Genomic DNA, 6,656 nt, shown 5'->3' with positions numbered 1-6,656 from the left:
CCCTTCAAAGTTTACATTTTTAAGTGTCTACTTTGAAGGGAGCATATCAAAAATAAAGCTAGTCTATCATTTAACAAAACCATTATATAAGTTTAGTTAAGGTGTTAAATAATAACTAGCTTTATTATATTCAAATTAAATATTTAGAAATTCACTTTAGCTTTAACTTCGCTGATGAAATACAAACTACCTGTAATGACTAAGCCCTGTCCTTCATAATTTTCAATAAATCGAACGAAATCATCCACAGTTTCTTTTTGATCAAATCGTATTTCATCGTAAATTTCTTCTTTTGCGCATGCTTTTGGAAAATCAAAATCTGTAATATACATTGTTGAAGCAATTGTTTTTAATTGATCAATCATTGCGTGAATTGGCTTTCCATTAATAGCCGCATACAATACGTCGACATTGTCTAATTTATAATAGTCTTTTAACGTCTTTATGAGTGCTTCTACACTTTCCAAATTATGGGCACCATCTATAATTATCAATGGTTCATCTTTAACTTTCTCAATTCTTCCTGTCCAATTCACAGCTTCAATCCCATAAATCATTTTGTTAAAATCTAATTCAACTAAACCAGATTCATTTAATTCGATTAATGCTGTAATTGCCAATGCTGCATTTTCTTTTTGATGTTCACCAAGCATATTCAAAATAAGTGTTTCTAGTTCATAATTCTTATAGCGATATGTAAATTCCTCACCTTGAGAAATCACACTAATATCTCTATCTAACTCAATACCTTCTGCATTTTGTTGTTCTACAAAATCACGAATGATTTTAAGTGCATCTTCATTCTTCACAGCATATATGACAGGCGTTTCAGGTTTAATAATTGCGCCTTTATCTTTGGCGATATCTACATATGTATCGCCTAAAATATCAACATGATCTAAACCAACACTCGTTAAAATGCTAAGTATTGGTTTAAATACATTTGTAGAATCATTCTTTATACCTAAGCCTGCTTCTACTATTACAAAGTCAACTGGATGAATTTCTCCAAAATATAGAAACATCATCGTTGTAATAATTTCAAACTCAGTGGCTGTTCCAAGTTCTGTTTCTATTTCTAATGCTTCACTTACTGGTTTTACCTTTTGAACTAATTCTACAATGGCATCGTCGCTTATTGGTACACCATTTAAACTTATACGTTCATTAAATGTTTCTATAAAAGGAGACGTAAAGGTCCCAACTTCATATCCATTGTCAACAAGCGCTGACCTTAAATAGGCAACTGTTGACCCTTTACCATTTGTACCACCGACATGAATACCATTGATATTAAATTGTGGATTGTTTAATTTATCTAGCATCCACTCCATGCGTTTAACACCTGGTTTAATGCCAAATTTAGTTCGTTCATGTATCCAATATAAGCTGTCTAGGTAATTCATGTTAAGGACTCCTATGCTTTTAATTGATTAATTCGTTCTTGTACACCATCATATTTTTCTTGATATGTTTGTTTTTTCTCACGTTCTTCATTAATAATTTTTTCAGGCGCTTTATTAACAAAATTTTCATTAGCTAGTTTTTTATTGACACGATCTAACTCTTTTTCCCATTTTTCGAGTTCGTTTTCTAAGCGTGCAATTTCTTTATCCATATCGATTAAACCTTCTAATGGTAATATGACTTCACCAGCAGAAGTAATTGATGTCATTGCTTTTTCCGGGATAGCTATTGTAGTTTGGATAATTAGTTCGCTTGGATGACAGAATCTATCAATATAATTTGAATTATTTAATAAAGTTTCTCGTATATTTTCATCTTTTGCTTGAATGAAAATTGGAATAGCTTTTGATAATGGCGTATCTACTTCTAGTCGAGATTGTCTTACGGATTTAATAATTTCAACAAGTTGTTGCATCGTTTCTTTACTTTCATCAAATACTAACTCATTATTTGATTTAGGCCAAGCTGCATTGACAATCGTTTCACCTTCATGTGGTAAATTTTGCCAAATTTGTTCTGTTACAAATGGCATAAATGGATGTAACATTCTCATTGTATTATCTAACACATAAGTTAATACAGAACGTGTAACTTGTTTTTGAGCTTCATCTTCACCGTTCATAGGTATTTTACTCATCTCTATATACCAATCACAGAATTCATCCCAAATAAAGTTATATAGCGCTCTGCCAACCTCACCAAATTCATAACGTTCACTTAAATCAGTAACTGTATCTATTGTTTCATTTAAGCGTGTTAAAATCCATTTATCTGCTAAAGATAAATTAGTTGATAAATCTACATCTTCAACTTTGAAATCGTCACCAATATTCATCAAACTAAATCTAGCAGCATTCCATATTTTATTTATAAAATTCCAGATTGATTCAACTTTTTCTGTGGAATAACGTAAATCATGACCAGGAGACGAGCCGGTAGCTAAGAAATATCTTAAACTATCTGCACCATACTCATCAATAACGTCCATTGGATCAACACCATTACCTAATGATTTACTCATTTTACGACCATCCTCAGCACGAACTAACCCATGTAATAAAACATCGTTAAATGGGCGTTGTCCTGTAAACTCGAGTCCTTGGAATATCATTCTAGCTACCCAGAAGAATATAATATCATAACCTGTTACAAGTACATTAGTTGGGTAATAACGTTGAAAATCTTCATTTTCAGTATCCGGCCAACCTAATGTTGAAAATGGCCAAAGAGCACTAGAAAACCAAGTGTCTAATACATCTTCATCTTGTGTCCATTCTTCTATATTTTGTGGTGGCTCTTCACCGACATAAATTTCTCCAGTTTCATTATGGTACCAAGCAGGTATTTGATGCCCCCACCATAATTGTCGTGAGATCGTCCAATCTCTAATTTCTTCCATCCAACGATTGAATGTTTTTTCAAATCTATTTGGCACAAAATCGATTCTATTATCCGTTTTTTGGTTGTTTAATGCCTGTTCAGCTAATGGTTTCATTTTAACAAACCATTGTGTAGATAGATAAGGTTCAACGACTGCACCAGAACGTTCTGAATGTCCAACAGAATGTTCATGTTCTTCAATTTTAATCACTAAATCCTGTTCGTATAAATCTTTAACTAATGCTTCTCGACATTCAAATCTATCCATACCTTGATATTTACCAGCATGCGCATTCATGTGACCAGACTCATCCATAACTGTAATACGTTCTAAATCATGACGATTACCAATTTCAAAGTCATTTGGATCATGTGATGGTGTAACTTTCATCGCACCACTACCAAAATCGATATCCACATATTCATCTACTAGTATTGGTAATTCTCTACCAATTATAGGCAAAATTACAGTTTTACCTATAACATCTTTATAACGATCATCCTTCGGATTTACTACGATTGCAGTATCACCTAACATCGTCTCAGGACGTGTAGTGGCTATCTCAATGAAACCATTGCCATCTGCATAAGGATATTTAAAATGATAAAACTTACCTTGTACATCCTCATGAATTACTTCTATATCAGATAAAGCAGTACGTGCAACTGGATCCCAGTTGATAATGTATTCACCACGATAAATTAAACCTTTATTATACATATCCACAAATACTTTTTTAACTGCTTTACTAAGTCCTTCATCTAATGTAAAGCGCTCTCTACTATAATCTAAACCTAAACCTAATTTTGCCCACTGTTGTCTAATAAAATCAGCATACTCTTCTTTCCAATCCCAAGCTTTTTCTAGGAACTTCTCTCTACCTAAATCATGGCGAGATAAACCTTCTTCTTTGAGTTTCGTTTCTACTTTAGCTTGTGTCGCTATACCAGCATGGTCCATACCTGGTAAGTATAGTGTGTCATACCCTTGCATACGTTTCATTCTTGTTATAATGTCTTGTAACGTTGTATCCCAAGCATGACCTAAATGTAATTTACCAGTTACGTTTGGGGGTGGGATAACGATTGTATATGTTTCTTTTGAATGATCTTCTGCTGCTTTAAAATAGCCATTATTGACCCATTGATCATAACGTCCAGTTTCGACTTCGTTTGGATTATATTTGGGTTTCATTTCCATGTGTAAAATCCTCCTTAAATAAATAAAAACCCATCCTAATAAAATAGGACGGGTTTTACCGTGGTACCACCTAAATTCAAGAAATTAGTATAATAATTTCAAGCACTTAAAATTATGATTAACGCTCAAACACGCTTTAACCTACTTTATTATCTTAGATTTGACAAATTTCAGCTAAAGTTCAATGTGGGCTACCTTCAATAAGTTAAATTGTACATTTTCAGCTACCATGTACTCTCTGTTAAATTTCAGCTTATTTACTCTTCCCAGTAGACAATATTTCTTTACTTGATTATAGTATAATGGATATGAAAATAAGTCAATAAAATGGAGTGAAATTTATGAATGAATGTGCATTTGGCACTACAGATTCTGTTTACATTAATTATCACAATGAAAGTTGGGGTCATCCTATATATGATAGTTTGAAACTATTTAAATTAATGGCATTAGAATCTCAACATGCCGGGCTATCTTGGTTAACTATTTTAAAGAAAAAAGAATCATATGAACAGGCATTTTATAATTTCGATCCATCGAAAATTGTAAATATGACGTCAGAAGATATTGATAGGTTAATGGAGTTTCCCAATATTGTTCATAATAGAAAAAAATTAGAGGCCATCGTCAATCAAGCAGAAGGATATTTCAAAATCGAAAAAGATTATGGCAGTTTTAGTGCGTTTTTATGGTCTTATGTCAATCATAAACCACTCGATTTAGGCTATCGTCAATCAACTGAACGAATGACAGTGGATGAGCGTGCCACGGAACTTTCTAAAAAATTAAAACATTATGGATTTAAGTTTTTAGGTCCAGTTACTGTCTTCTCATTTTTGGAGGCAGCAGGTCTATATAATGCTCACCTACAAGCATGCCCTTATAACCCTAACATATACAATGGCGAAGGTTTCCAATAAAAATAAACCACTTTAATATAGTTAACGAGCAGTTGTCTCATTCATTAAATTTTATTGAATAACATGATTGCTTTTTCCAAAAGATCATGTGCTAAAAGGTATTTTTTAACCTGCATCAATAATTTATATACGCAGAAAACATGCACAAAAAACTGCTACCAAAGTCAACTAGTTTTTCGGCAGTCTGACATGAGCTTTTGCTCATGTTTTTTAGTTTAAGCATATTAAAGTCTTTTAAAAATTTAAAAAGTGTCAAAAGCGAATATTTGGTTTACTTTCAATTATGACGCTAAATGTATAAAAAAACCACTCCGCAGAGTGGTCAAAAGGATGAAGTACTGGAGGTACTTCGCTTATATAATATCAAACCAAAACACGTTGTTCAATATAATAAATATTAAATTATTGTAAAATATAAATAGATTTTACACTGTTGTATTTTTAGTAATCATTTTTATTACTTTCGCTTTGTCTTTCCCTAAATTTAAGAAAATAATTTAACATCGGTGCAATTAAAAATAATATAAAGAAAATTCTAAAGATATGGTAACTAGATATCATCGCGACATCTGCGCCAGTTTCAATAGCAACTAATACAATTTGACTCATGCCTCCAGGGGCGGCACCTAAGAACAATTCGTTCACTTGATGATGTGATACGGTTGCTATAAACAAGACCATGACAAATGCTAATAATATTAATAAAATATTTTGGAATGCAATTGCTATAGCAATTCTTCCTTTCATTTGGTCTAATAACTTTGCTATTTGTATACCTATTCGAATCATATATATAATTTGTGCTGCAGCAATGATGTAATTATCTAAAGTGAAAGTCACGCCAGTAAATAAGTTCCAGCCTATCAGTACGAGAATCGGGGCAAGTAATTGTTTGGTCGGAAAATTTATTTTTGTCATAACAAAATAAATAACAGTTATTGCAATAATAAGTAAGGCTATATTCGGAATTGTTAAAGCCTGTGTCAAAACTTGTGTAGTTCGTCCAGTAGTTGAATGATTTCCAGAATCTTGAAAAAAATACGATATAAATGGAACTAATATAACTACAAATATGATTCTTGATGTTTGAGTTAAACTAACAACCATGATATTTGCTTTTTTATTTTCGTCTGCCATTATTAACATTTGGCTCAAAGCACCTGGGATCACACTTAATATTGCCGTTTCGGTATTAACATTAGCAATTTTTTTGAAAAAATAAGCAATGATTAAGGCTAATATAAGTAACATAATTGTTATCAAAACAATCGTGAGCCAATCATCTTTAATATCAAATATGACATTTTTTGTAAAAGTAGATCCTATTTGAACTCCTAATAGCACTAAACCAATTTGGCTTAACCAAAACGGCCATCTTATATCTAAGTGTAAATAGCGTATACAAACGATACTAGCAATAATTGGTCCAAACATAAACGGCAGCAAAACATGAGCTGCATTTAGTACTAAACTAAAAATAAGCGCTAACATTAATACGATAAAATTACTTTTTAAATGCTTATTCATTTGCTCACAACTTTCTTTAGTATCGTTATCTTTATATACATAACTAATTAAATTAAAAGGAGCGAGTTAGAAATCAAAATGCTTAATTTGATTTCGAATCCTCGCCCCATTTAGGTAAAAGAACTCTAAAAAGTAAGTACAATTAAATGTTATTAATGAGC

4 protein-coding genes and 1 other annotated feature are annotated in these 6,656 nt (G+C 32.1%); of the genes, 1 reads left to right on the top strand and 3 read right to left on the bottom strand.

What is annotated here, in order from left to right; genetic code table 11:
- Positions 1 to 143: 143 nt before the first annotated feature.
- Both CD032_RS12940 and CD032_RS12935 read right to left on the bottom strand, forming a co-directional pair.
- Entirely contained in the window at positions 144 to 1,406 is a 1,263-nt protein-coding gene (locus CD032_RS12940) for a bifunctional folylpolyglutamate synthase/dihydrofolate synthase (protein WP_103211542.1), read from the bottom strand.
- Between the two features lie 11 nt (positions 1,407 to 1,417).
- A complete protein-coding gene (locus CD032_RS12935) occupies positions 1,418 to 4,048 on the bottom strand; it encodes a valine--tRNA ligase (protein WP_103211541.1) in 2,631 nt (876 codons plus the stop codon).
- 41 nt (positions 4,049 to 4,089) lie between these two features.
- Positions 4,090 to 4,331: a binding site (T-box leader), on the bottom strand.
- A 58-nt stretch (positions 4,332 to 4,389) separates the two neighbouring features.
- Between CD032_RS12935 and CD032_RS12930 the strand changes: the two genes are divergently transcribed.
- Positions 4,390 to 4,968 (top strand): DNA-3-methyladenine glycosylase I, encoded by a 579-nt coding sequence (locus tag CD032_RS12930; protein ID WP_019468491.1) that lies wholly within the window; start codon positions 4,390 to 4,392, stop codon positions 4,966 to 4,968.
- A gap of 441 nt (positions 4,969 to 5,409) precedes the next feature.
- Here CD032_RS12930 and CD032_RS12925 read toward each other — a convergent pair whose 3' ends face one another.
- Positions 5,410 to 6,495, bottom strand: a complete 1,086-nt coding sequence (locus CD032_RS12925) for an AbrB family transcriptional regulator (RefSeq protein ID WP_019468490.1) — start codon at positions 6,493 to 6,495, stop codon at positions 5,410 to 5,412.
- Between the last annotated feature and the right edge of the window lie 161 nt (positions 6,496 to 6,656).

It is taken from the genome of Staphylococcus cohnii subsp. cohnii, from assembly GCF_002902365.1.
GTDB lineage: Bacteria > Bacillota > Bacilli > Staphylococcales > Staphylococcaceae > Staphylococcus > Staphylococcus cohnii.
Note: the sequence above shows the minus strand (reverse complement) of the source record. Positions and strands in the feature narration are given on the sequence as shown.

Coding starts and splice junctions, on each gene's coding strand:
- CD032_RS12940 (WP_103211542.1), bottom strand. CDS start 1,406: ATGAATTACCTAGACAGCTTATATTGGATACATGAACGAACTAAATTT.
- CD032_RS12935 (WP_103211541.1), bottom strand. CDS start 4,048: ATGGAAATGAAACCCAAATATAATCCAAACGAAGTCGAAACTGGACGT.
- CD032_RS12930 (WP_019468491.1), top strand. CDS start 4,390: ATGAATGAATGTGCATTTGGCACTACAGATTCTGTTTACATTAATTAT.
- CD032_RS12925 (WP_019468490.1), bottom strand. CDS start 6,495: ATGAATAAGCATTTAAAAAGTAATTTTATCGTATTAATGTTAGCGCTT.